This window comes from Neosynechococcus sphagnicola sy1, from assembly GCF_000775285.1.
GTDB classification, from domain to species: domain Bacteria; phylum Cyanobacteriota; class Cyanobacteriia; order Neosynechococcales; family Neosynechococcaceae; genus Neosynechococcus; species Neosynechococcus sphagnicola.
The window spans coordinates 1-24896 of sequence record NZ_JJML01000042.1 but is presented as its reverse complement, the minus strand read 5'-3'; the positions used below and the strand labels follow the sequence as shown (position 1 = coordinate 24896).

Here is a 24896-nt window from a genome sequence, read left to right as displayed (position 1 = left end):
CTTCCTCCAGCAGCCCGTCAGGGGGGGTGCGGCATTAGATGGTGCGCTGGGTATAGCCAATTCCTGAAAGTGGTGTCGGCTCTTGAGGCATCATAGAAGAGGAGGTTTTACCTAAAATATTCTGGAACAGCCATTAATCCCATGTCTATCCCTCTCAGCGGCGCACAAATTCGGCAGACATTTCTAGAATTCTATGCAACCAGAGGCCACCAAGTGCTTCCCAGTGCCTCCCTGGTGCCGGATGATCCTACTGTGCTGCTGACGATCGCCGGGATGTTACCCTTTAAGCCCATCTTTTTAGGCCAGCATCCGGCTGAGTTTTCCAGAGTCACCACCGCTCAGAAATGTATCCGCACCAACGACATTGAGAATGTAGGTCGGACGGCTCGCCACCATACCGTTTTTTGAGATGTTGGGCAACTTTAGCTTTGGGGATTATTTCAAACCCCAGGCGATCGCGTGGGCGTGGGAATTGGTGACCCAAGTCTTGCAACTGCCGCCAGAACAGTTAGTGGTGAGCGTGTTCCAAGCCGATGAGGAAGCCTTTGCGATCTGGCGGGATGGGATTGGCGTCCCCCCCGAACGAATTCAGCGCCTGGGTGAAAAGGATAATTTCTGGGTTTCTGGGCCGACGGGTCCCTGTGGCCCCTGTTCTGAAATTTACTTCGATTTCCATCCCGAGCGGGGGGATGCCATTGATCTCGAAGACGACACCCGGTTTATCGAGTTTTATAACCTGGTGTTTATGCAATATAACCGGGATACGGAGGGCAACCTCACCCCCCTCCAGAATCAGAATATTGACACTGGCATGGGGCTAGAGCGCATGGCTCAGATTTTACAGCGGGTGCCAAACAACTACGAAACGGATCTGATTTTCCCGATCATCCAAACCGCTGCTGCCATTGGCGCTATCGACTATGCCACGGCGGATCAGTCGACCCAAGTCTCCCTGAAGGTGATTGGCGATCATATTCGGGCGGTGGTTCACATGATTGCCGATGGCATTACCGCCTCTAATATCGGGCGGGGGTATGTGTTACGGCGGCTGCTGCGGCGGGTGGTGCGCCATGGTCGGCTGCTGGGGATTCAAACCCAGTTCACGGCAGAGGTGGCAGCAACGGCCATTGCCTTAGCTGAAGTGGCCTATCCCCAAGTCCGAGCCAAGGCAGCGGTGATCGCAGCGGAACTGCACCGCGAAGAATCCCGGTTCTTAGAGACCCTGGAGCGAGGAGAGAAACTCCTAGCGGAGATGCTGCAATCCGAGACCCAACAAATTACTGGGCGGGATGCCTTCATTCTCTACGATACCTACGGGTTCCCCTTGGAACTCACCCAAGAAATTGCAGCAGAAAAGGGCTTAAGCGTTGACCTGGAAGGGTTTGAAGTGGAGATGCAACAGCAACGCCAGCGCTCCCAGGATGCCCATGAAACCATCGATCTGACGGTTCAGGGAACCCTGGATCAACTCGCTGCTGAACTCCATGACACGGAATTCCTTGGCTATACCCAAGTCTCTGCTACCACCCAAGTGAAAGCCCTGTTGGTGGCAGGCAAGTTAGTGAAAGCTGCCGCCCCAGGGACCGCGGTGCAATTGATCCTAGATCGCACTCCCTTCTATGCAGAGTCGGGGGGACAAATTGGTGATCGCGGCTATTTAGCGGGGGAAGCGGTGCTGATTCGGGTTGAGGATGTCAAGAAAGAGTCGGGGATTTTTGTCCACTTTGGCCGCGTCGAGCGGGGAACCTTGCAGGGGGGTGATCAGTTAACGGCTCAAATTGATCTGGCCTGCCGTCGCCGGGTACAAGCCAACCACACCGCTACCCATCTCCTGCAAGCAGCCCTCAAACTCATTGTTGATCCGACGATTTCCCAGGCGGGTTCCCTGGTGGCCTTTGATCGGCTGCGATTTGACTTCAACTGCTCCCGAGGCTTAACGTCCCAGGAACTCCACCAGATCGAGGAACAGATTAACACCTGGATCGCTGAAGCCCACACCACGGAAGTGGCGGTGATGCCCATTGCCGCCGCCAAAGCCAAGGGGGCGATCGCCATGTTTGGGGAAAAATATGGGGACGAAGTGCGGGTGATCGATGTCCCAGGGGTATCGATGGAGTTATGTGGCGGTACCCATGTCCACAATACCGCTGAGATTGGTCTGTTTAAGATTGTCGCTGAAACGGGAGTTGCCGCTGGCATTCGCCGTATTGAAGCCGTGGCAGGCCCGGCGGTTTTGGAATACTTGAACCTCCGGGATCACGTGGTTCGGGATCTCAGCGATCGCTTCAAGATTAAACCGGAAGAAATTCCCGATCGGATTACCAGCTTGCAGCAGGAATTGAAAACCGCCCAGAAGCAGATCGAGTCTTTGAAATCAGAGCTGGCTGTGGCCAAAGCCGATCGCCTATTCACCCATGCTGAGCCAATTGGAGACTTAAAGATCTTGGTAGCCCAACTGGGGGAGGTGGATGCCGATTCCCTAAAAATAGCAGCCGAGCAACTCCTAGAAAAACTTGGGGAAGGGGCCGTTGTCTTGGCCTCCGTACCCGAACCTGACAAGGTAAGTCTGGTGGCGGCCTTCAGTCCCACTCTGGTTCAAAAAGGTCTGCAAGCTGGCAAATTTATTGGGGCGATCGCGAAACGCTGCGGGGGCGGGGGCGGTGGTCGTCCCCATCTTGCCCAAGCAGGGGGCCGGGATGCTAGTCAGTTACCCGAAGCATTGGCTGAAGCTCGCAGACAGTTGCACTATCAGTTACAGACTCCCTTCCAACCTTAGATCTGCGTCGGTACCCTCCTGGAATTAACTTTTAAGCATCCGCCCTGACGCTATTGATATCGCCGACGGTTATCCTGCTTCTAAAGATAGGATACTGCCACTGGTAAGTCCCTGGGATATAACCCGCTGATAGAAAGTTTCTAGAGCCTGGACACAGGTTCGATCCTCATAGAGCCATCCGAGGCCGGCTTGCATCTGGCTGACAATTGTTTGTCTCCACGCTGGATCGAGTCCTAATCTCACGGCGATTTTAATATATTCGGTCTCATTGGCAGCGATCGTCTCTGTCACCTCTAGCAGCTTTAAAATACCAGCCGCATGACGACTTCGCATGAGTTCTCCAGGACAGGTAACAATGGGTAACTGACCCGCGATCGCCTCTAAGGTGGTGTTACCGCCTGACCAACCTAAGGTATCCAGAAAAATATCAGAAACCAAGTTGAGAGAAAGATAGTCGTCTATCGTTAATTGGGGGAGGAAAAAACAATATTCACCATAATCCAATTCATAGGCTTGGAAAGCTTGATCGAGTCTTGTTTTCAAAAGTTGAGTTAGGTGGGGATACCTAGCAGCAATAAAGACAAATTTTGCCTGAGGAACTTGAGAGGCAATTGCGGCAAACAACCAATCATACTGGGGGAGATACTTATGAATGGATTGACAAGATAAATACAGGGTTGCTGATCCGGGTAACGCAAAATAATCACGAGATTTACGCTGCTCAGGTAGACGAGGCTGGCGATAGGCAATACTAATATTGGGTAAATAAACCAGTGACTCAGTATAGTGTTCAGATGCCGTTTCAGACTCCATGTTCTGACTGGTCAAGAAGTAATCAACGGTGGTCAAGCCTGATGTTACTGGATGTCCCCAGGCCATACATTGAATCGGAGCCAGCCGCAGCGCTGCCATTTGAGTGGTTTGAGCTTCCATACCAATTTCTAGAAACACCAGAATATGGAGTTGATCGGCGATAATTTGCCGACAAGCTGCTTCTAAATCCTCTGGGATCTGGTGAAAGAGATCGCTATATGCTTGAAATTCCTGAGTAGTTGCATCGACATCTCGGCGAATATAATAGCTATAAATTTCATAACTTTTGACATCATGATATTGCAGCCATCCCAGAAATAATTTGCCAACGGTATGCTGCCGCATGAATGCTGAAACATAGCCAATTCGGATTTTCTCTCCCGGCTTCAACGGTGCTAGAGACAGGGGCTGTATCCAGTCTGGATAATTGGCCGCCATGATTTCCTGCACAAATTGACCATAAAGACGCTGCAGATCTCGATCATTTTGGGCTTGAGCCGCTAAATAGAAACTTAGATAGGGATCAGAGGCAATTCCGGCAAGAGCCACCTGGGGATGATCCAGATTTTGAGTATAGCGAATCAGATCTTCTAAGCCACTTTGATAGTGTTGTCGATACCATTGGATATCGGCTTCAGTTTTATATAAGATGGGCAGCATTAATCGCTGAATCATCCGCAAATATAAATTTTCCGGTTGTAACTCCAAGCCAACTGCCGCGGTTGCGATCGCGGCATCAACACAGCCTAAATAGGTCAATGTGTAGGCTAGGTGATTAATAATATCTGGATCAGAAACTGATGCCAAAACAGATGCTAAGAGATCGGCAGCTGCCTGCTCCCGATTTTGTTCATATAGATAGGTAAGCAGATTCACATAGGGCTGCGATCGCGCGGGATTGCAGATGATATCCTGACGATAAATGGCTTCTGCCTCCGTTGTCTGTCCCTGGCGACGGAGCAACTTCCCTAAAACCGAAAAAACATGGGGATGGTGCGGATCGAGGGTGATCGTTTGCTGATAGGCATGGATTGCTTGTTCTCCATCGCCAACTGCTTCCATGACCAAGCCGAGGCTGTAATGATAGTTCGCTACAGCTGGTAATAATGCGATCGCTCGCAAGAGACTTTGGAGTGCCACGGGATATCGGTGAGTTGCATAGAGCACCATCCCTAAGTTATGCCAAGCATCCGCATGTTTGGGAGCTAAATCTAAGACCATTCGATAATTGCGTTCAGCTGTTGTCCATGCTTCAGCAGTGTGAGCCGCAACAGCCGCTGCAAATAGCTGTTCAATAATCCGTTGATTCTCCTGGGACTGAATCCCTTGCATTTGATCGATAAAGTCTTGATGCTGCTGTGCTTCTAAGTCATCCCAGTTAACCTCATGGGATTGAGTCGTATCCCAACTTAATACTTGTAGGCCCTGCCAAAATTCAGAATCTGCTGCGGTGGTCAAGTCCAGGAGCAACTGACAATGGGGATGGGTCGCCCGAAAATCTAAATTGGCTTGTGCGACCCCAGACCAATGGCTACGGGTAGTAATTAACAGTGCCCGATCGGCAAGAAAAGGCTGAACCAATAGTAACCAGAGAAAGTTAGAACGATAATCTTGATCGCTATCATAAAAACAGATCCCAATCTTGTGCGCTAGCTCTAGTTCGGATAAATCTTGGAAAAAGCTTTCAAAATCTTGATGACAGAAAAAAACCCTGTTCAGTGAGGCGATAACTCTCAAGGTTTGAAATTAATTGTTCAAGACGATCTTCCTTACCCACTGCATCTAAACAGGTTTCCACAGCATAGGCTAGGGCTTCTGGATGGCCGGATAAAGCGCCAATCAAATTTGAACCCAACTGACAACCAAGCTGACAATAAACTTCATTATCTTCTAAGTTGGATACCGCCCAGTTGAGCAGTTGTAGCACCTTAGGATCTGAACCATCCTGAATTTGGGCTGAAATTTCAGAGAAAATCGGAGATCGAGGCGTTGTCTGCAATTCTCCCCAATCTTCATAGAGATCTGCTAAACCATTGAGGAAGCCTTGGAAATCCATAGATCAGAATCCGTCAGGTGAATATCTTGAAACCCTTGCTTAAACCCTTAATTCTTAGGTCATAAGATGCTGATAGAAATCTTCTAAAGATCGAACACATTCCCGATCTTCAAATAACATATATTGAGAATGATTAATTTTGTCAGAAATGCTTTGCCGCCAGTCTCGATCCATCCCCAATCTAATGGCGATTTCAAGATATTCTTGTGGAGTCTGGGCAATGGTATCAGTAACGCCAATCCTTTGTAAGATACCAGTTGCAAGACGACTGCGCATCAGCTTGCCAGCCAGGGTCACAATCGGCAAATTGCAGGCGATCGCATCAATGCCAGTATTTCCTCCTGAGAAACTCAGTGCATCCAAGTAAACATCCGCAGTCCTCAGGAGTCGCCCATAATTTTCCCGATCTTGCTTGGGTAAAAACCTGATAAATCTCTCTGCTGCCAAATCTAAATCTTGAAATGCCTGTCCGATGCGATCGCTAAATTGCTGAGTTACCTCCGAGCTGGAATTGCCAATAAAAATAAAGACCGATTGGGGGACTTGTTGAGCCAGTCTTGCAAAAATGAAATCATGCTCTGGTAAGTACTTAAATAGTGATTGACAACAAAGATAGACAATCGCTGTCTCTGAAATCCCAAACTGGGGACGCAGGGATAAATGGGTGCTGTGACCTTCGATCACTAATGTATCCGGTTGGGGATAGGCTACCCCAATGTTTGGCAGTAATACCAATGCCTCTGAATAGTGTTCATTAGCATTCTCTGGCTCCATTAATGCTCCCGAGAGATAATAGTCAATGGTTGGCAAGCCCGAGGTCACGGGATGTCCCCAGGCGGTACACTGAACCGGAGCTAATCTGAGTCCAGCAATTTGGGTTGTTTTCCCATCCATGCCAATATCGGTAAACACCAAGATATGCAATTGATCTTCCAGGATTTGCTCACAGAGCCGCTCCAATTGATCAGGGATGTGATGGAAATAATCGCTATATTGGCAAAATTGATCCGTCACAGGATCAACTTCGGGGCCCATGTGATAGCAGTAGGTTTCAAAGCGTAGGCGATCCTGATACTTCAGCCACCCGATTGCCCACTTGGCACCACTGTGCCCCCTGAGATAGGCGGAAAGATAGCCGACGCGAATTTTCTCCCCTGGACTTAAGGTCGGCATCGGTCGGGGCTGAACCCACTGGGGATAGTTGGCAGCCATGATCCGGTGCACCAGTTGCCCATACTGCTCTTGCAAATCCCGATCATTCATCCCCTGGTAGGCTAGATAGAAATTGGTGATCTTGCCAATTCCCATCAAGGTATCTCGACAAGCTGCGGGGGAGTGGAGCTGACATTCTTGAGTGAGTCGGGCTAAACCCTGGGTAAATCGCTGGCGATAGTGCCGCACCTGATCAGAGGAGCGATAGACAACTGGCAACAGTAGTGCTTGTAGGAGCTTGAAACAAAAATTGTCGGGATGATCCTGGGATGCTTGGGTAGCTGTGTCCAGGGCTAACTCAATTTGATTCGATGCCTGCAACCCCATAATTAGGTAAAAGTACAGCTCTATTGACTGGGGATGGACTGCAATACCCTGTCGGTAGGCCGCGATCGCCTGGGGAAATTGATCTAAGCGTTGATAACAATCCCCGAGAAAAATATAGAAGGCTTCCCCCGGAGTTTCCGTTGCCAAGAATTGCTCGTAGTACCGCACCGCTGCTGCATAGTCACTGCGACTGTGACAGGCATTGCCATAGTAGAGTGCCGCCACCCCCGGTTGACCTTGGGCAACAAACACATCTCCCATCTGAGTCAAAATCTCAGGTTGTTTAGGTGCTAAAGCTAGGGCTTGCTGATAGGTAGCGATCGCCTGATCGAACTTCTGTTGCTGCAACCAGATCCGTCCTAATCGGGCATAGGTTTCTATCATTTGGGGATTGAAAATCAGGGCTTGCTGGTAGGCCTGAATTGCTTCATCTACCCGGCCTGTTATTGTCAACACCCCACCCCAGCCCTGCCATGCCCTAGCACAGTTTCGCTGCCACCGTAAAGCCGCCAGATAGTTGCATTTCGCGCCCTTAACATCCCCTTGTTGCCATTGCTGATCAGCTTGATCCACCAGAACTGCTGCTAGTTCAGCCCGATCAGGGGCTTGTAACCCCTGAATCGCATCAATCATGGCTTGGTTTCGCAGCGATGCTAGGGGAACAGCGTGTCTTGTTTCCAGCTGAGAATGGATGTCCCAGGCAATTACCTGTAGACCCTGCCCCTTCCCCATTGCTGCCTGATCCCTACCGCTGAGGAGCAATCGACTCTGGGGATGGGCAGCCAAAAAGTCCAAATTTGCCTGATTTACCCCTCCCAGTGGATCGGACGTGATCACCAAGAGTGCCCGCTCCGCCAGAAACGGTCTCACGAGGAGTAGCGCCATTAGTTGAGAGCGGTAATCGTGGGCAGCATCATAGAAATAGACTCCGATTTTTGTCGTTGGGGCTGCTGTTTTCAAGTCATAGAAAAAAGCTGCAAAGTCCTGGCAGCAAAAGAGCACTTGCTCTAAGACTTGAAACTGCAAGAGGTTGGCCACCAGTTGTTCCAGACCCACCTCCACAGACTCAAACGCTGCCAGGGTGTCCACCCCATAGGCCATCACCTCTGGATGATCGGACAAAGCAGCAATCAGACTTGCTCCCGGAAAACAGCCAATTTCACAATAGATTTCCTCGGGTTCTAAATAACCCACCGCACTGTGTAATAACTGCAACAGAGGAGCCAGTCCCTGGTCGCCAGAACCCTCTCCCCGCCTCGTAGTACTGGCAACTTGCTGGAGGATGGCCTCAAACGGCTCTAAATCAGATCCATGACCATCCGGGGATGATAACTGGGCTAAAAATTTCCGGTAGTCCATTCCCCACTCAGCGAACCCGTGAACGGCGATCGAGGAATTCATTCAACCCCTCTCCCAGCAGAGATAGCCCCACCACCAAGGTGGTCATCGCCAAACCTGGGAAAAAGCTCGTCCACCAAATCCCCGTTGGCAAGGCATCCAGAGCTTGGCGCATGTCATGTCCCCATTCTGGCACCTCATCGGGCAGTCCCAGCCCCAAAAAGCCCAACCCTCCCAGGGTGAGAATGGCATCCGCCGCGTTCAGGGTAAACAACACGGGCACACTCTGAATCACATTCATCAACAAATAACGCGACAGAATTGCCCAGGTTGAGGCACCGAGTGCCTGGGCTGCTTCAATGAATAGCTCGTTTTTCACACTCACCGTATGGTTGCGCACCACCCGATAGTACTGGGGAATATAGGCAATACTGAGGGCGATCGCTGCATTGAAAATCCCCCGCCCCACCACAAAAGCTAGGGTGACCGACAGCAACAGACCCGGCAGGGTGTAAATGCTATCCATGACAAATAGCAACACCCGATCCAGCCACCCTCCCAAATAGCCGCTGACCAATCCCAGGGGCACACCGACTACTAAACTCAGTCCCGTAGCCAGTACCACCACCTGCAAAGCCACTTGACTCCCAAATAAGGTGCGGGAAAAAACATCGTAGCCCTGGCGGGTTGTCCCAAACCAGTAGGGCAGCGAGGGGGGCTCGTGTATCGGGTTGAGTAAGGATTCCGTTGGACTTTGAAGCCATCCCCAAGCCTGTAAACTCGGAGCTAAAACTGCAATCAGCACAAACAGCAAGGTAACGATCAATCCCACCTGGGTCATTCGCTGGGAGACACTCAGACGACCCACCACCTGGAACAGCCAGGGAACCTGAACTCGGGTCATTGTCATGCCATTAATCCTGCTGTGCCATCGCATTGACCACAAACCGTTCCATCAAGGGCAGGACTTCCGGGCGAATTTCATGCCCCATGTCCAATTCCTGATACTGCACCGCTGCCCCTAACCCTTGCAAACTATCCCGTGCCTTCTGTGCTGCTGCCACAGGCACCACCGCATCCTGGCGACCATGGACAATCAGCACCGGGGGCAGGGTCGCAGGCATTGTTTGCGTCATTGGGTGCAAATAGCCACTCAGGGAAATCAGTCCCGCCAAAGGGAGGCTTAAACCCACCTCCAGGGTCATCGCCCCGCCCTGGGAGAAACCACTCAAAATGGTTCGTGAGAGCGGAATCCCCGTGCTACTTTCGAGGGACAATAACCACTCCAAGAGTAATTTTCGGCTCTCTGCCAGTCCCTGGTTTCCCTGAAAGTCATACCACATCTTGCCACCCGGTACCTGAGGATGGGTAAAAGGAGCGTCGGGGAAAATGAATTCATAACTGGGGAGATCTAGCATTGGCACCAGGGAGGCCAGATCCAAGGCATTCGCACCCCAACCATGGAGCGCTACCATGAGACCCGTGGGCGGTTGGTCGCCATCGACGGGAACGGTAATGACATTAAGTGACAGAGGGTTTCTCCTGAAAGCTGACAGACGAACTCAGTTGGCACCCTCCATGATAATTCCAGGAAAGCCTGGAACGATGGATTCAATAGATCCAATTTTGCTCAGCAGTCGTAATCCTGAATAGATTTAGTTCCAGGAACATCCACGATGCCGACAGCCCAGCCACCCACCTACAATCTGTTTACCCCTGAAGCCCAGATTAATTCCTATCCCCTCTACAAAAAGTTGCGTGAGGAAAACCCAGTTCATTACTCAGATGCCTTGGGTTACTGGTTGCTCACCCGTTATCAAGACGTTGAAGCCGCTCTGCGAGATGAGCGTCTCAGTGCAGATCGCAGCTCATTATTTGTTCAACAGTTGGGCAATTTGGATGAGTCGTTGATTCAAAATTTCCTGCGCCTGACCAACAATATGTTGATCGAGAAAGATCCACCAGATCACAGCCGCTTGCGTAAACTGGCGAACCAGGGATTTACCACTAGGGCACTGGAGAGTTGGCGCTCCATCATCCTGGCGAGAACCAATGCTTTGTTGGATCGGGTGCAAGATCGCGGCGTGATGGATATTGTGGCCGATTTATCCGTCCCCCTGCCTGCCCTGATCATTGCCGAAATTTTTGGGGTGCCAGAGGCCAATCAAGGGGATCTGATCCGCTGGGCGCTGGATATTGGCACCTTTTGGGGCGCACCCGGTGGACAAAACATTGAATCCCTTGCCAGAAAAGCTGATGAGGGAGCTGTTCAATTTACAGCCCTGATCCGCCAACTGATTCAAGCACGGCGTCAGCACCCCGGAACAGACATGATCAGCCTGCTGACCCTAGCCTATGAGGAGCAGGGACTTGACCTAGAGCAGCTGCCATCCCTTTGCATTCTAATTTTGAATGCTGGTCATCTCACCACAACCGATCTGATCCCCAACGGCGTCCATGCATTGCTCCAACATCCTGATCAGCTGCAAAAACTACAAGATCATCCAGAGCTGATGCCGTTGGCAGTGGAAGAAATGATCCGCTTCGATACCCCTGCACCCTTTGTATTTCGTATCGCCAAGACCGATCTAACCATCGGCGGGCAAGGGATTCCAGCAGGCAGTGTAATTGCCCTAGGGCTGGGAGCCGCCAATCATGACCCTGAGAGGTTTATCGATCCGGATCAGTTCCAGATCACGCGATCGCCCAATGAGCACTTGGGGTTTGGGCCAGGGGTTTCATTTTTGTTTAGGTGCGGTTCTGGCTCGCATGGAGTTAACCATTTGCTTTAACACCTTACTCAAACGGATGCCTAATCTTAGTTTTGACCGCGATCTCACTGCTATCCCTCGACAAACGAGCCTAGTCTTTAAGGGATTTGATGCCTTGCCAGTCAGATTCTAGGTATTCTGCGATCTCTGCCTTGATGAAATCGATCTTTGTCTCGTTCAAATGTCACCCCCATTCATCTCTAGGGTTGATCGACCACTGAGTAGCGGGGGTTTCTGGATCGGGTTGCCAGCCTATTTATTTAGACCCTCAACTCAATGAATGAAACTCTGTTGCTGGCTAGGTTACACCTGTTTAGAAATCAGATTGGGGATGACTCAGTGGTACAGTAAATAATCATTGCGCTGCCAATTTGGAGTTGATGGTTCAAGAGGTTTAAAGATAGAAAGGGGAGCTTAGAGGATGTTTTAAAAGTCTTCCTGGGTGTATCCAACCACTCAGACCACCTAGAGACCGCTACGACAGAATCAGGGTTTATGGATTTTAGATTGCACCACTGAGTCGTATTTGAGGCTCAAGACGACCCTTTTAAAACATCCTCTTAGTTCCCTAAGTCGCCAAGCCCACAACCTGACAATCTGGTGCCACCGTCCAAGCTCCCTCACGGTTACCGGCGATGTGACAGCCATCGATCGTGCCTTTGCCTTGGTTGCGAACCACCAGTCCGTAGGCATGACCATCGCGAATTTGACAGTGGCGGATTAGCGGATCCCCGCCAGATTCAATCACAACGACTGGAGCGGTTGCTGAACTGCCAAAGAGATCGCATTCGTCGAGGGTTCCCTGACCAGCTTCCACAACCTCCAAGCAGGACTGCTGCCCCTCGTGGATTCGACATTGCCAGAAAATGGGGCTGCCTGCGGTGGTAATCAAGACCTCTGACTGGGCATGGCCAAAGATATCGCACTGCTCGATCGTGCCTCGACCTTCGTCAGCCGCCAAAATCCCATTCCCTTGGTTATGATGAATCCGACATTGACGGATCAGGGGGTTGCCTCCCGTGAGAATGGCGATGGCAGCACCGCCATTGTGGGCGATTTCACAGGACTCGATGGTAGCGCCTGCATTCTGGGAAATGACAACGCCATGGTGATGTCCATGGAGAATCTGACAGCCTCGTATCACCGGATCTCCCCCGGTTTTAATCTCCACTAAAATCTGGCTATTGGGACTCCCGGAGATCAGGCAGTTCTCGATGGTGCCACCCCCGTTATCTGCCACCACAACTCCTGCGGAGTCCTCACCGACATAAATGCCACACTCAGCGATCGCAATTCGGGCGCAGGCACCCTGAACCCCCAGGTTACCCAAGGCTTTGAGGGTAATAATGTTACAGCGTTCGAGTCGGAGTTCTCCCTGGTGAACCTCGACTGCATAGTGGGCGGCAGACTGACCGAGGAGGAGGAGATTGCGCACTGTTGCCTGATCAGTCTGTATCCGCAGACAGGGGCCGTTTTCAGCTTGAATCACCACTTGCTCGGCAGCACCAATTCCTTCAATCAGTAAGGGTTTATCTACAACCAGGCTCTCGCGATAGGTGCCCGGTTGAACCTGGATCGTAGATCCCGGCACGGCAGCGCTGATGGCTGCTCCCAAGGTGGGGTAGGGGCTGTCCGGTGCGACCACCAGGGTTGTGGGTTGGGGAGGGGGGGGCGGCGGGAGTTCCGGTGTAATTGGCTGAACGGTTGGGGTAGCAGGGGAACTCAACGACTCCCTCTCCGACACCCCTGAGAAGGGTTTTTCCGATCGCCGTGACCGGGGACGAGGTGTGAACTTGCCCAAATTGAAAAAAGCTGATCAGGCCCAGGACACTCCCGGCGAGGAAGGCACCGATGGCATTGCTGGTCACCATCAGACCACTGACAAAGACCATGGCAAAGACAATCAAACCTGCGACCAGTCGATATTTATTCATCCGGTGCCCCTTGGAAGATGATTGGAATTTTGCTGATCTTGCCGCAGCTATTTCAAAATTGTAGTTGCAGCCCCATGTTCCCAAAAATATAAATTTCAGCCAGGAACGAGGGATCTCTGCGCCACATTTTGAATCAATTGCAAATGCTGGGGCAGCAATTTTGCTAAGGCATAGTTTTCCAGGGCGGTGGTGCGAGCATTCACCCGCAGGGAGGCCAACCGGGTAGGATGATTCATCACCTCATCAATGCGATCGGCCAACTGGGTGGGGGAGAAGAAATCAAACAGCAGCCCATTTTTACCGTCCTGAATCACTTCCTTCACCGGAGCGGTGGCGGAACCAACCACCAGACACCCGGCCGACATGGCCTCAATCATCGACCAGGAGAGTACAAAGGGTTTAGTAAGGTAAATGTGGGCTGAGGAGGCTTGAAGAACCTTCAGGTATAGTCCGTAGGGGAGCGTCCCCACAAAATGCACTCGCGACAGATCCAGCGGTACTTTCTTAAGCATGTAGTCTTTGTAGCTGATGCCGTTGGGCAGCGACTTCCCGTAACACACCCGTTCCGAGGCCACAATTACCGCATGGCAGTGGGGACGACGCTGTTGGATATGGGCCAGGGCTTCGATGAACTGAGGAAATCCCCGGTAGGGTTCCATCCCCCGGGAAACATAGGTGATCAGCTCATCCACCTGGGAGAGATCCAGGTTGGGCAGCACCAGTTTGCTGCCGGGGTTGGGGCGGAAGTAGTTGGTATCCACCCCATCATGGAGCACGGAAATCTTGGAGTGAAATTCGGGGGGGAATTGGGACTGCTGCCAGTGGGTGGGAGAAAGTCCGCGATCGCAGCTGTAGAGATCAAGCAAAATCGGGGCGTTTTTTGTCCGGATGCGGGGTAAGTCATCCATGGCTAGGGGGGCGGCCGGATCAAAGTCCGCATCGGACCCTCGGGCATGGTAAAACCACTCAAAGTAGCAGAGGAGCGGGGTCTTGGGGAAGACATCCTTCATGTAGAGGGTTGGCCCCCATCCAGAATGGCCACAGATCACATCGGGGACAAAACCCGCAGCCTGGAGTTGGTTGGCTAGCCGGAAGACCGCTTGGCCGTTTAAAACCGCAGATTCCAGGGGGCGAATGTAGTGATGGGTGCTGGGATGGGCCTCACGGGAGGGTTGAAAAATTGCTTTGCGTATTCCCCCCAGTTCCACTTCTTGGTTTTGAGTCCCAAAAACCACCTGATTTTTAGGATCCTGACTCAGAGCCAGAGCCACATGCCGGTACTGAGCCGGAAAGTTGGTATGGAGAAACAGAACTCGCATAGAGGTTCAGAAAAGTTGCCAGGACGGGTCGTCGGAACGGAGGACTTGAAACTTCAAAAGATACACCAGCGATCTCGCCAACTTTGAGGCATCCTGGTCAGAGTACTGAGCCAGAATTTCGGCCACCGATAGCGATCCAGTGACCGTGAGGGTTGCTAACAGGGCATCCAGCACCGTGTGGGGTAGCCGCTCAGTGGCTCCAAATCCACTCATCCAGGATTGGCGCACGAGGGCTAAGGATTCGGGAGATGCCATCTGCCCCAAGCTCAATCGCAGGTCAGGGGTTAACGCCAGGGTTGGGTAGTGACGAAACAACCGAAAGGGATCGGGACAAAGGGGATGGGGTGGCTGACCGGGGGACAGGGGGGCTGCCATCGTCGCCGATTGGCGAATCTCAGCCAATTGTTGCCACAGCTGCTCATAGGCAGCCACCACCACTCGCCAGTCATAGGTAGCCCTCGCCCGTTGCCGCCCGTTTTCCCCGAGGCGTTGTCGCAGGGTCGGTTGGGTCATTAAGTTGATCAAAACCTGGGTACAGGCTTCCACATTCACCGCCGTTGCCAGACAGGCATGCCCCACAAAGGTACTGTAATTGAGGGCATCGCTGAAGTAACCAGCGGCTAGATCCAGTCCGGCATCGGCAGGGGGGGTCAGGGTCGGAATCTTGAAGCCATCGATGCCTTGGCGGACGGACTCCTGATAGCCATTCCAGTCCGTAATCACTACGGGTAGCCCCGATGCCATGGCTTCAATGGGGGTGAGGCCAAAGGTTTCTTGAATATTGTCGGAGAGGGAAACAAAAATATCGGCGGCTGACCAGATACCCGTCCGAATCTCGGGTTGACGTCCATCTAAAAACAAATGCTTCACCGAGGGGGCAAACTGTTGGGCGGCCTCTTTAAAGGCTGCTTCCTCCCTGGGATTTTCAAACCAGCCGGCTTGAATCAGATGAATCTTGGCCTGGGTGGTCTGAGCCGCCTGCTCCACCGCCTGATACATGGGCACCGGGTGGGCTTTGGCGTAGAAGATCAGGCGTCCGACAAACAGAATCACCATATCCTCAGCCCCAATGCCCAAGCGCTGGCGGAGTTGGTGCCGTAGATCGGCGGCGCGGACGGGGGGGGCGAAACTGTCACAGTCAACGCCCAAGGGAATTACAGGGAGTTGCAGCAGCGGTTCTGGGCGACTCCCGAGGCGCTGAGCCAAATAGTCAGCCCAGTCTTGCAAGAGATGGTCAACGGCGGTCTTGACCGCCTGAGAGGTGCAAATCAAGGCATCCCAGGGCTGCACTGGCGCAATCAACAGATCCCCAATGGCCTGCATCACCCCGCGACTAGCGATGGTATGGGTAACTCCACACAGGCTGTAAGCTTGGGGATCGAGAAATCGTCGCTGCCATGCCAGATCCGCCAAGATGCCATCGGGACGGTAGAGCGTCCCAGCCTGGGATAGCGATCGCGGATCCGCTTCGGGCAGCCACTGTACTTTGCGGGGGTGTTGCATCCAACGATGAATTTGTTTGCAAAATTCGGCAAACTCATCCCGAGTGGCAGCACAGCAAAACAGGGAATCCGCCGTGCCATATTGGACTAAGCTTTTCAGGAAGCCCTCCCCAGCGGCCTGACGACCCATCAGGCGTTTACCACTGGTATCGTAGCCATCCTTTTTATAGAGAATTGCTGCTGTCGTACTCATGGGGGTGCCCGATAGAATCGCGGATTACCAGTGGCGAGGGGAAAATTCCCAACCACCAGTATTACAGGTGTGCCTGACAAAAAGTCTAGGGGCTAGGGTTCTGCCTCAATTCTGGAGGGAGCGATGCTCGGAGAGTGGTCTTTGACCATCGCCCACCCAGCGCAGCACCACCACTTCTTCACGCAGTTCGGCGCGGGTGGCCGTGGCGCGGCGGGTGCGAAACAGATCAATGCTCACCAGTTCATAACCCAGGGATTGGGCAATTGCGGCCAGGAGTTCACCGGTATGGATGAGAATCCGGAAGAAGGAGGCCTGATCGCCGACCACGTAGGCCAAATGGGCACCAGGGCGTAAAATCGGGCGTAGATCCGCCAGATGTTGCGCCATGCCTCCAAAATAAAGCTTGGTGACTCGAGCATAGAGGCGTTCAAAGCCACTGGTTTTCCCTAGTTCAATGCGCTTGGCTTCGATCGCGGCGGCGAGGCGTTGAATTTCAGGATGGCTGGCAATCCACTGATCATCTTGATCTAGCTTGTAGACATTGCGGGTATTCGACCGCACTAACCCCTGTTTGAGGGCTTTTAAGGCGGCGCGATCGCGAATCAAACCCAACAGCACTGACTCTAAGCGGGTGGTGCGGGTGTAGTCTTTTTCGTTGGGGTAGGGAGGGGAGGTGATCACGGCATCAATCGTCCCAGGGGTTAGTACCTGGCGCATCTGGCGGGCATCGCCCTGGTGAACAATCGCCGGAGGGAAGCTAGCTTGGGATTGAAAATCTTGGAGATCCTGGGCGATCGCCCCCACTTCGGTCAACCAGGCTTCCACCACCGGGGCATCGGCCTTGATGGTGCCGATGCCCACCTCGGGGCCAAAGTGGAGATTGCCAATTTTACTCACGAGGGCTTTGGCCAAGGCCAGTTGTCCATGGGGAAGGGGGCGGTGATCGGAGTGCTGTTGAAGTTGTTCCAATAAGGTGAGGGTTTTGTGCAGGGGGCGGGGACTGATGGAGTTCTTCAGGAGCAGTTGCTGGCGATCGGGTTCCAGACGCCGCAACTCCCCACGATCTGATGCGAGGAGTGTCTGGGTGCGCTCCGCTACCTCATGGGCTTGTCGCCGCAATTGATCGGGATTCAGAGTCCAGTCGAGTTTCACCTGGCTGGCAAAGTGGGCCATGGCATTGGCTTCCACTCCCACACTGGGAATGCCCAGTTTTTTGCACTCTACCAGGGTAGTACCCGTGCCACAGAAGGGATCCAGGACTTGCTGGTCTGAGGTAATGCCAAAGCGTTTCAGGTAGTCCCGGACGAGGTGGGGGGGGAAAGACAGGACAAAACGATACCAATTATGGCCGGCCCGATCCTGGGCTTGCAGTTGGTTGATCGCGCTGGGGCGGCAAGCTGCCGAAGGGTCAGGGGTGTCCATGCAGTTCTCAGCGTTGGCAATGCTTCAGGCGTATCATCAGGAAGATGGCCTAAGAGGCTATTTATAAAGCAAATCCTTAGGAAGTTAAGCGAGGCAGCAGCAGCATCCGTTTGGTTGGCTAACGTCGCGTCGAGGCCAGTGCTGCCAGCATTGCCTGCACCCGGTCGAGCTGCTCGCGAACTGCTTGTGCTGCACCTTGGAGGGCAGCTAGTTCCCCAGCTTGCAAATCGAGTTCCAGAATTTGTGCGACCCCATGACATCCTAAGCGGCAGGGCACTCCCAGAAACACATCCTGGAGTCCGTATTCACCCTCAAGGTATGCAGCAATGGGGAGTAACCGGGGGCGATTCAACAAAATTGCTTCAATCATCTGGCAGACAGAAGCTGCAGGCGCATAGTAAGCGCCCCCCGTTTGCATCAAATTGACAATTTCAGCGCCACCGTTGCGGGTGCGCTCGACTAACCGTTCAATCACAGCGGGTTCCAGTAAGTCTGAAATCGGAATCCCCCGCACCGTAGTATAGCGTGGTAACGGCACCATCAGATCCCCATGACTCCCCAGCACCATCGCATGGATATCAGTGATCGACAGCCCCAACTCTAGGGCAATAAAGGTCTGAAATCGAGCAGAATCTAAGACACCTGCCATTCCCATCACCCGGTGAGCTGGGAGGCCGCTGACTTGCCAGGCCAGATAGGTCATCACATCCAGCGGATTAGTGACCACAATCAAGATGGCATTGGGAGAATAGGCGATCGCCCGTTGGGTTGCCTCCATCACAATTTGGGCGTTGGTTTGAGCCAGATCATCCCGACTGATCCCAGGTCTGCGGGGCAACCCAGCAGTGATCACAACAATATTGGCATGAGCCGTATCGGCGTAGTCTAAAGTCCCGACAATCTGGCGATCGTGGTGCTCAATTCCCCGCGCTTCTAGTAAATCCAGGGCAATTCCCTGGGGGCGACCCGCAACGACATCTAGCAATACCACATCGGCCAGATTCTTCTCAATAATCCGTTGAGCCAGCGTACTCCCTACATTCCCAGCACCGATGATGGCAACACGGGGGGAGGAGCATGTAATGGCAGCGTCAATCGTCATGGGCAATCTTAATTAACTAAAAATTTCTAACTGATCCAACCGCAACCAGATATTGGGAGTGGGAACCTGCCCAAATTTGACAAAGGCATAGTCCCCCCGAACATCCACTACTTCACCCTTGGTTTCGAAGAGATAGGACGAAAACCGGGGGTCACTCGCTTGAGCTTCGAGGCTATTGTCTAATTTCTCCCGGATGGCACGGACGAGATCACCCTTTTTCACTGTCATTTCTAATCCTTTCTCACAGCAACTTCAATCCGCATTCTAATCTGCTGCGAGGGGCTTGTGCGGCAGTGGTCTACCCAAACGCACAAATTATGGCATGACGACGAAGGTGGAGGTGTAGCAATTGTGGTTCCGCGCACGTTGACTCCCTCTCAGATTTATCACCCATCGCCTTCAAGAGGTGAATCCGGGTCAGGGGCCGCTGGATCAGGTTTTGAGAATGGGCTGACAACAGGATTCCCTAGAGTTTCCTCGTTACAATAAAGGCTGGATTTCCCCGAGAGACAGCAGACATGGCAGCTTGACGCTTTCTGAAAGCCGCTGTTTCAAGGCAGGGCTGGGGCAATTTTAATGAGGCGTTCTGGACAAAAATTGATCATGGAGTGGCAGGAAATCTCGAACAATTGGGTCTGGGTTCCCCCTCGCCCCATCGGTGTGGTGCATTTTTTGGGGGGGGCATTTGTCGCCGCCGCCCCTCAAGTCACCTATTGTCGGTTGCTGGAGTCTCTCGGGCGACAGGGCTATGTGATTGTAGCCACGCCCTTTGTCAATACCTTTGATCATCAGGCGATCGCCGACGATGTGCTGAATCGATTTGAATCCACCCTGGAACGCCTCCAGGCTACGGTGCTGCGGCGCAAGTTTTTCCCCATCTATGGGGTAGGTCACAGCATGGGGTGCAAATTGCACTTATTGCTGGGCAGTTTATTCGCCATCGAACGGGCGGGAAATATTCTGATTTCCTTTAACAATTACTCTGCCCGCAATTCAATCCCGTTGGCGGAAACCCTTGTGACTGCCCTGGATATGGAGTTCACCCCCTCGCCAGCGGCGACCAATCGCTTGGTTGCCCAGCGCTACCAGGTGCGGCGGAATCTGTTGATTCAATTCACCAAGGATGAGCTTGATCAAACCAAGGGGTTGCAAACCCTGTTAAATGACCGCTTCCCCGGCATGGTCGTCACACAAACCCTGCCCGGAAATCACCTGACTCCCTTGGGGCCAGATGTGAATTGGCAAGCGGGTTCTGCCTTTTCTCCCCTGGATGCGATCGCCCAGTGGATGCGGAAGGAGGTCTACCGAGAACTACACGAGTTAGAAAAGGCGATGCTACTCTGGCTCAATCCCTGTGTTCCCCGCTAACCTTCCAAGCCAGATACAGTGGATAGCTTCTCATCCCCATCAGGGAATCCCTGACTGCGTTGGCCGACAGCATCCGAGAGGTTCCGTTTATTTGTATACTTATGTAGCTTTCCATCAGAGCCGATCTCCGTGGGTGTTGAACTCCGCAGTTATGTGTTTTTAGATAGCTTACAACGGCAACACGCGGCCTTTTTGGGAACAGTGGCACAGGGGTTTTTGCCCTTGCCGGGAGACGCATCTCTCTGGATTGAGATTTCTCCTGGGATTGAAATCAACCGGATTACCGATATCGCCCTCAAATCTGCGGTGGTGCGTCCCGGACTGCTGATTGTAGAACGGCTCTATGGTCTGTTGGAAGTTCATTCCACCAACCAGGGGGAAACACGGGCAGCAGGTCAAGCCATTTTACAAGCTCTGGGGGTAAGTGAACGGGAGCGGCTGAAGCCCCGCATTATTTCCAGTCAGATCATCCGCAATATTGATGCCCATCAAACTCAATTGATCAACCGCTTCTGCAAGGGACAGATGCTGCTAGCCGGACAAACGCTGTACGTCTTGGAAGTAGAGCCAGCAGGCTATGCGGCTCTGGCTGCGAACGAAGCGGAAAAGGCTTCAGCCATTAATATTCTCGAGGTTTTGGCCTTCGGTAGTTTTGGCCGGGTGTACCTAGGGGGCGAGGAACGCGACATTCTCGTTGGCTCCCAGGCTGCCATTGCTGCCATTGAGAATCTGTCTGGGCGGCAGTCCCTACCGGGGGGTCGTAAAGAATAGGCACAGGGTTGCAGGGAACACCAGATGGCAAATATGGAGCATCTTGCCCAACTGAAACAGGGGAGCGATCGCTGGCAGGCATGGCGACAACAATTTCCCCATCTGGAACCTGATTTACGCGGTGCTGATCTACGGGGGGTAAATCTGCGGGGGGTAAATTTCCGTAAGGTCGATCTGACCCATGCCTGTTTAGTGGCTGCCAACTTGTCACAAGCAAACCTCAGTTATGCCAACCTTCAGGGGGCTGATCTCACCGAGGTAGACCTGCAAGAGACTGAAATGGTCAATGGGGTACTGTTAGCTGCCTGCTTGATCGATGCCAACCTGCGGCAGTCAAATTTAATCGGTTCTGATCTGCGGGGGGCAAATTTGCGGGGCGCTGACTTCAGTGCCGCCAATTTAATTGGGGTATCCCTGACCAACGCAAATTTACGGGAAGCTGACTTGACCCATGCTGATTGCCGACGCGCCAGTTTGAGTGGCGCGAATTTAAATGCTGCCAACCTCAGTCATGCAAATCTCAGTTCGGCAAACCTCTGTAACGCAGAATTATTTGCAGCGGATCTATCCAGGGCTGACCTGCAACGGGCAAAATTGATCCAAGCCCACCTAAATGGGGCGAATTTATTCCGAGCGGATCTGGGCCAAGCCGATCTGAGCGGAGCCGACTTGCGGTGGTCAAATTTAGCAAAAGTGAATCTTCGAGGGGCCAACCTGAGTACTGCCAATCTTAGGAGGGCAATTTTGAAACGGTCGGATCTTCGAGGGGCCAACCTGCTGGGTGCTGATCTAGAAGCGGTGGATTGCTCTGATGCCAAATTATCTGGGACGGTGCTTCCGGACGGTCGAATTCATCCTTAAACTTCGACTGTGTCGAAGTTTAAGGATGAACAATTATGATACCGAACTTGCATGAAGGTGAGCATCGTCGGGCGTTTGAAAGCTTTACCCCGCAGGGCTTTTGTTAAAACAGGCGGAGCCTATTCTTCACCTTCAATTGGTATTAGTTTTATTGAAGGTTACAGCCGGAGAGCCAGGTGCGTTAAATTTAATGATGGTCGGAAGAAGAGTAATGCATTAAGTAACCACTGGTGGCAATCAGGAGGATGGAAATTCCTGAATAGAGTAGATCCTGAGTAGATTCAACTTTGATGGAGAGAATTTGCTTAAAAAAGGTAACAACCAGCACCATAATAATGGCTTTTAGCAGTTTGTCTTTTAAATTTTCTAGAGATTTAATCTCAAGAACTCCAGTATCGCTGTCCTCCCGTTCATCTGGATCGATTTTTGAGATAAATAACTCATAAATCCCCAATCCAAAGATTAACAGAACAATTCCAATTAAATACAAGTCAATACCTGTAATAATATGACTGATGACTTCGATAAAGTTTTGTTTTATCATAGCCTTGAAAACCCACAAAAATTCCATTTAATATCTCTTTGCTACCAGTGATAAACAATACTAAAACACTGAGCAAGCTAAAGACAACAGGCACAATGACTACTAATCTCGCGCTCCACAGTAACGGTTCTATCCACGATTCAAGATTAGTTCGCTTTTTCATGGTTTCAAGACATTAGTTCAAAGGTTTAAGTCAATTGCTTGGACAACGTTCAAGCGGGTCATTGATTCCACTTCTAAATATAGAAGCGATCGCCCCGATTTAAGCAGCGGTTTTACAGGTAGTTACTTAACCTTACAGGAGAGCTGATTGGCAAACAATAGATTTTGAGGCTAACTGCCTGATCCTGGAGCAATTCAAGAGATCCTTCCTCATGGCTTTATCGATCTTGGGGGTTCAACACTTGATGCATTCACCCTCTAGGATCAATCACTGGTGATGTAGCATCCTCAGTTCTTCTCAATAATCTTGGGCTATGGGCAAAGTTTAAAGGCAAAGATAGTTAGCCCTTGAAAGGCTGGTGACCTCCACCCTTAACAATGCCGTAGTAGCACTGTCGTGACTGAGGTTCCCCTGGGTAATGGCATCTCAAGCGACCTCCCCCCCAGAATCGGTGATTGCCAGTCTGATCAGGTTAGAAGCTGCCAGACGCACCCTAAATTTTGGACAAGAGACGCATCTCCTAAAAGAAGACTAGACTTTATTTAGCGTAGAATCAAGCCTTCGGCAAGACAATGCCTATACTTTTGATACAATCAGCTACGGTAGCAAGGTCAGCAAGGCAACCCTGGGTATTGTCTGGAAACCCCAAGCAGAGGGCTATAGCTGAGGCGGTTTAATGGGGACGATTGGCTGTGGGCAGACTGGCTTCAAGATGCTGTCTCCTCTCCCAACTCTACTCTCAAGGGAGAAAATGTATCTTTTGAGACATCTGCTCAGTCAACTTGACAATGACCTATCAAATTCATGACTCACGCTGTCGTCCCTAAAGCGATCGCCCTCATCCTGCTCATTGGTGTTGGCTACCTGTTGCAGAAAAAGTTTCAAGACCCCACTGCGATTGGGGCAATTCGTAACTTTATTTTGAATGCTGCCCTGCCAGCAACCATTTTTCTTTCCACGATTGAAATTGACACGACCTTAGATTTGGTTCTCCTCCCGTCCTTTGCCCTTGCTGTCAATCTGTTCTTATTTGTGATTGGTAGTCTAGTTTCTGCCCTGTTAATCAAGCAGTCGGAATCTGATCGGAGTCGGGCACTGATTTTATTGTTTCCTTCCTTGGCACCCGGTCTAACGGTCTATCCCTTTATTGCCCAGTTTTCTGGTCAGCAAGGACTTGCCTGGGCGGCTTTAGCAGACATGGGGAATAAATTCTTTGTCCTCGTTGGATTATATGCCTTTGCTATTTTTTGGTATCAGCAGAGTCAAGCCCAGACCCAGCAAACCAAAATTGATGCCCAATGGCTGAGTATTGTGCGATTTTTAATTAGCGAACCTGTTAATATTGCGATCGTTTTAGCAGTCATTCTTGCGATCTTTAATATCAACTCTCAACGGTTACCATTGGCATTATCTGATGCGATCCAAAAACTCGCAGTTTGCGCGACGCCGATGATTTTATTTTATGTGGGAATTTCTCTTAATCTTAAATCCTTTCAGTTTGGTAAATTATTGATGATTTTATTGGCGCGCTCAGGTGCCGGATTTATGTTAAGTGCCGTTGCGATCGCCCTCTTGAATCCCACTACCCCAGACATCCGGACGCTCTTCGTTGCCCTGCCCCAGGCATCCTGTAGCCTTTGGCCTCTTCTTCATGCCACCAACATTAACCAGCTTCCATTAGATCTCTCTGCAGATGGTGATCGAGAGCCTCCAGTTAATTTTTTCAATATAGAGTTTGCTACGGCTCTATTGGCCATGTCATTTCCCTTTTCCATCTTCATTTTGTTGATTGTATTTTCCAGTGGGAACTATTTCACTACCCCCGATCACCTGAGCCAGATGGGAATGATTTTGCTCCTGGCATTTGGGAGTCTCCTATTGATGACATCCCTACTCCGATCTCATAATCTTCTACAGATAAGCCCTTGGGTGAAAAAAATATCTGGCGGAGATCAAAGACCTCTAGGGCATTGCCCCATAGCATTCCAGCATCCCTTAATTTAATGCCGTCACCCCCAGACCCTAGGACGGTTAAAATCATTGAGCTATCGGCTATTGAGCATAATATCCAGTTGCCTTCCCACCATTTAGAATCGATCCATCAACTCCTCCAACACTCCTTATACTCCAAGGTCAATGATCCGGCGATCGCACTGCAATTCCGTTATTTTCTCCAGGATCAGAGCCTGATAATTCTGACCCAGCATCAACAGCAGCCCTTCTTTGATTTAGATATCATCCTAAGTCATCTAGAGCAGGAAATTCGCCGAATACCCCTCAAATCTATCATTTCTATTCATGTAAAATTTCAGATTTTTGATCAGAATCAACCCTATTTTTCCTACTCAATTCTGTTGCAACCAACAACCCATTCCCCCGATCTTGATGTCCTGAGATAACCCCATTCATTCAGTTAATTGAGAT

19 protein-coding genes and 1 pseudogene are annotated in these 24896 nt (G+C 51.4%); 8 read left to right on the top strand and 12 right to left on the bottom strand.

Features of this window, described 5'->3' with window-relative positions; genetic code table 11:
* The first annotated feature begins 141 nt into the window (after positions 1-141).
* Positions 142-2776, top strand: a pseudogene (gene alaS, locus DO97_RS15640) (alanine--tRNA ligase).
* A 69-nt stretch (positions 2777-2845) separates the two neighbouring features.
* Here the strand turns inward: alaS and DO97_RS15635 are convergent.
* The 5 genes from DO97_RS15635 to DO97_RS15620 form a co-directional block, all read right to left on the bottom strand.
* Positions 2846-5170, bottom strand: coding sequence for an O-linked N-acetylglucosamine transferase, SPINDLY family protein (locus tag DO97_RS15635; RefSeq protein WP_156120614.1), 2325 nt, complete (start codon positions 5168-5170; stop codon positions 2846-2848).
* Positions 5171-5273: 103 nt separating this feature from the next.
* Positions 5274-5645 (bottom strand): hypothetical protein, encoded by a 372-nt coding sequence (locus DO97_RS23305; RefSeq protein WP_052128824.1) that lies wholly within the window; start codon positions 5643-5645, stop codon positions 5274-5276.
* A 54-nt stretch (positions 5646-5699) separates the two neighbouring features.
* Positions 5700-8585 carry an O-linked N-acetylglucosamine transferase family protein gene (locus tag DO97_RS15630; RefSeq protein WP_081980791.1) on the bottom strand — a complete coding sequence of 962 codons (2886 nt, stop codon included), beginning with the start codon at positions 8583-8585 and terminating at the stop codon, positions 5700-5702.
* Positions 8551-9432 (bottom strand): ABC transporter permease, encoded by an 882-nt coding sequence (locus tag DO97_RS15625; protein ID WP_036535197.1) that lies wholly within the window; start codon positions 9430-9432, stop codon positions 8551-8553. Before DO97_RS15625 ends, DO97_RS15630 begins: the two co-directional genes overlap by 35 nt.
* 4 nt (positions 9433-9436) lie before the next feature.
* Positions 9437-10054, bottom strand: a complete 618-nt coding sequence (locus tag DO97_RS15620; protein WP_036535195.1) for an alpha/beta hydrolase — start codon at positions 10052-10054, stop codon at positions 9437-9439.
* A 144-nt stretch (positions 10055-10198) separates the two neighbouring features.
* On the opposite strand from DO97_RS15620, the gene DO97_RS15615 reads away from it, so the two are divergent.
* Entirely contained in the window at positions 10199-11314 is a 1116-nt protein-coding gene (locus DO97_RS15615; RefSeq protein ID WP_204368671.1) for a cytochrome P450, read from the top strand.
* A 547-nt stretch (positions 11315-11861) separates the two neighbouring features.
* Here the strand turns inward: DO97_RS15615 and DO97_RS15610 are convergent.
* Positions 11862-13019 carry a right-handed parallel beta-helix repeat-containing protein gene (locus tag DO97_RS15610; RefSeq protein WP_036535192.1) on the bottom strand — a complete coding sequence of 386 codons (1158 nt, stop codon included), beginning with the start codon at positions 13017-13019 and terminating at the stop codon, positions 11862-11864.
* A 67-nt stretch (positions 13020-13086) separates the two neighbouring features.
* On the opposite strand from DO97_RS15610, the gene DO97_RS24045 reads away from it, so the two are divergent.
* Positions 13087-13248: a hypothetical protein gene (locus DO97_RS24045; protein ID WP_204368670.1), complete on the top strand. Its 162-nt coding sequence runs from the start codon at positions 13087-13089 to the stop codon at positions 13246-13248.
* Between the two features lie 74 nt (positions 13249-13322).
* On the opposite strand, the gene DO97_RS15605 is transcribed toward DO97_RS24045, so the two are convergent.
* The 5 genes from DO97_RS15605 to ndhO all read right to left on the bottom strand — a co-directional run bounded on the left by DO97_RS15605 (position 13323) and on the right by ndhO (position 18993).
* A complete protein-coding gene (locus tag DO97_RS15605) occupies positions 13323-14546 on the bottom strand; it encodes a glycosyltransferase family 4 protein (protein ID WP_036535189.1) in 1224 nt (407 codons plus the stop codon).
* Positions 14547-14552: 6 nt separating this feature from the next.
* Positions 14553-16241, bottom strand: a complete 1689-nt coding sequence (locus tag DO97_RS15600) for a glycosyltransferase family 4 protein (RefSeq protein WP_036535186.1) — start codon at positions 16239-16241, stop codon at positions 14553-14555.
* Positions 16242-16346: 105 nt separating this feature from the next.
* Positions 16347-17663, bottom strand: coding sequence for a DNA methyltransferase (locus DO97_RS15595; protein ID WP_036535184.1), 1317 nt, complete (start codon positions 17661-17663; stop codon positions 16347-16349).
* A gap of 118 nt (positions 17664-17781) precedes the next feature.
* Positions 17782-18765, bottom strand: coding sequence for a malate dehydrogenase (gene mdh, locus DO97_RS15590; protein WP_036535181.1), 984 nt, complete (start codon positions 18763-18765; stop codon positions 17782-17784).
* Positions 18766-18777: 12 nt separating this feature from the next.
* Positions 18778-18993, bottom strand: coding sequence for an NAD(P)H-quinone oxidoreductase subunit O (gene ndhO, locus DO97_RS15585; RefSeq protein ID WP_036535180.1), 216 nt, complete (start codon positions 18991-18993; stop codon positions 18778-18780).
* Between the two features lie 375 nt (positions 18994-19368).
* Between ndhO and DO97_RS15580 the strand changes: the two genes are divergently transcribed.
* The 3 genes from DO97_RS15580 (at position 19369) to DO97_RS15570 (ending at position 21765) form a co-directional block, all read left to right on the top strand.
* Complete coding sequence (locus DO97_RS15580) at positions 19369-20133, top strand: DUF1350 family protein (protein ID WP_036535177.1); 765 nt, start codon at positions 19369-19371, stop codon at positions 20131-20133.
* Between the two features lie 129 nt (positions 20134-20262).
* Positions 20263-20904: a beta-carboxysome protein CcmP gene (locus DO97_RS15575; RefSeq protein WP_036535174.1), complete on the top strand. Its 642-nt coding sequence runs from the start codon at positions 20263-20265 to the stop codon at positions 20902-20904.
* 24 nt (positions 20905-20928) lie between these two features.
* Entirely contained in the window at positions 20929-21765 is an 837-nt protein-coding gene (locus DO97_RS15570; RefSeq protein ID WP_036535171.1) for a pentapeptide repeat-containing protein, read from the top strand.
* 187 nt (positions 21766-21952) lie between these two features.
* Here DO97_RS15570 and DO97_RS15565 read toward each other — a convergent pair whose 3' ends face one another.
* Complete coding sequence (locus tag DO97_RS15565; protein WP_052128823.1) at positions 21953-22336, bottom strand: YqhA family protein; 384 nt, start codon at positions 22334-22336, stop codon at positions 21953-21955.
* A gap of 940 nt (positions 22337-23276) precedes the next feature.
* On the opposite strand from DO97_RS15565, the gene DO97_RS15560 reads away from it, so the two are divergent.
* Both DO97_RS15560 and DO97_RS15555 read left to right on the top strand, forming a co-directional pair.
* Entirely contained in the window at positions 23277-24476 is a 1200-nt protein-coding gene (locus DO97_RS15560; protein WP_036535168.1) for an AEC family transporter, read from the top strand.
* The gene (locus tag DO97_RS15555; protein ID WP_036535165.1) at positions 24476-24871 is read left to right on the top strand and encodes a hypothetical protein; all 396 of its coding nucleotides are present in this window, start codon (positions 24476-24478) and stop codon (positions 24869-24871) included. The genes DO97_RS15560 and DO97_RS15555 overlap by 1 nt, the downstream gene beginning before the upstream one ends.
* Positions 24872-24896 lie beyond the last annotated feature (25 nt).